The sequence below is a fragment of the Streptomyces sp. MUM 2J genome (assembly GCF_022414535.1).
Taxonomy (GTDB): domain Bacteria; phylum Actinomycetota; class Actinomycetes; order Streptomycetales; family Streptomycetaceae; genus Streptomyces.
Genome location: NZ_JADWYM010000099.1, coordinates 1 through 1,976, shown reverse-complemented (window position 1 = coordinate 1,976; position 1,976 = coordinate 1). Strand labels below are relative to the sequence as shown.

The window sequence follows — 1,976 nt, the reverse complement described above, 5'->3', positions numbered from 1 at the left end:
GGAGATGTCGTGAGTAACGAAAGCCTGGCCAACCTCCTCAGGGAGGAGCGACGCTTCGCGCCGCCCGCTGAGCTGGCAGCGCACGCCAACGTCACGGCAGAGGCGTACGAACGGGCCAAGGCTGACCGGCTCGGCTTCTGGGCCGAGCAGGCCCACAGGCTGACCTGGGCCGAGGAGCCGACCGAGACGCTGGACTGGTCGAACCCGCCGTTCGCCAGGTGGTTCAGGGACGGCACGCTCAACGTCGCCTACAACTGCGTCGACCGCCACGTGGAGGCCGGTCACGGCGACCGCGTCGCGATCCATTTCGAGGGCGAGCCCGGCGACAGCCGGGCCATCACCTACAGCCGGCTCAAGGACGAGGTCTGCCGGGCCGCCAACGCCCTGCTGGAGATGGGCGTGCGCACCGGCGACCGGGTCGCCGTCTACATGCCGATGATCCCGGAGACCGCGATCGCGATGCTGGCGTGCGCCCGTATCGGCGCCGCACACTCCGTCGTCTTCGGCGGCTTCTCCGCCGACGCGCTGGCCACCCGCATCCAGGACGCCGACGCCAAGGTGGTCATCACCGCCGACGGCGGCTGGCGGCGCGGCAAGCCGTCCGCGCTGAAGCCGGCCGTCGACGACGCCATCGCCCGCGTGGACAACGTCGAGCACGTCCTCGTGGTACGCCGCACCGGCCAGGACGTCGCCTGGACCCAGGGCCGGGACGTGTGGTGGCACGAAGCGGTCGAGCGGCAGAGCCCCGAGCACACCCCACAGGCCTTCGACGCCGAGCAGCCCCTGTTCATCCTCTACACCTCCGGCACCACCGGCAAGCCCAAGGGCATCCTGCACACCTCCGGCGGCTACCTGACCCAGGCCGCCTACACCCACCACGCCGTGTTCGACCTCAAACCCGACACCGACGTGTACTGGTGCACCGCCGACGTCGGCTGGGTGACCGGACACTCCTACATCGTGTACGGGCCACTGGCCAACGGCGCCACCCAGGTCATGTACGAGGGCACCCCGGACACCCCCCACCAGGGCCGCTTCTGGGAGATCGTGCAGAAGTACGGCGTGAGCATCCTCTACACCGCACCGACCGCGATCCGCACCTTCATGAAGTGGGGCGACGACATCCCCGCCAAGTTCGACCTGTCCTCCCTGCGCATCCTGGGCTCGGTGGGCGAGCCGATCAACCCCGAAGCCTGGATCTGGTACCGCAAGCACATCGGCGCCGACCGCACCCCGATCGTGGACACCTGGTGGCAGACCGAGACCGGCGCCATGATGATCTCCCCACTACCCGGCGTCACCCACACCAAGCCCGGCTCCGCACAACGCCCCCTGCCCGGCATCTGCGCCACCGTCGTCGACGACAACGGCAACGAAGTACCCGACGGCGGCGGCGGCTACCTCGTCCTCACCGAACCATGGCCCGCGATGCTGCGCACCATCTGGGGCGACGACCAGCGGTTCATCGACACCTACTGGTCACGCTTCGAAGGCACCTACTTCGCCGGAGACGGGGCGAAGAAGGACCAGGACGGCGACATCTGGCTCCTCGGCCGGGTCGACGACGTCATGCTCGTCTCCGGACACAACATCTCCACCACCGAGGTGGAATCCGCCCTCGTCTCCCACCCCGCCGTCGCCGAAGCCGCCGTCGTCGGCGCCACCGACGAGACCACCGGCCAGGCGATCGTCGCGTTCGTCATCCTGCGCGGCACCGCATCCGAGACCGACGACCTCACCGGCAACCTGCGCGACCACGTCGGCACCACCCTCGGCCCGATCGCCAAACCCAAGCGAATCCTCCCCGTCGCGGAACTACCCAAGACCCGCTCCGGAAAGATCATGCGCCGACTGCTGCGCGACATCGCCGAGAACCGCCAGCTCGGAGACGTCACCACCCTGACCGACTCCACCGTCATGGACCTCATCCAGGCCAAACTCCCCACCCCGCCCACCGAGGACTGAGCCCGCAGGCG

At 69.1% G+C, this 1,976-nt stretch carries 1 protein-coding gene; it reads left to right on the top strand.

The window, feature by feature from the left end; all coding sequences use genetic code 11:
• Positions 1-1,965, top strand: a 1,965-nt coding sequence (acs, locus tag I3F54_RS31785) for an acetate--CoA ligase (protein WP_275677181.1), incomplete at its 5' end; no start/stop codon positions are given.
• Between the last annotated feature and the right edge of the window lie 11 nt (positions 1,966-1,976).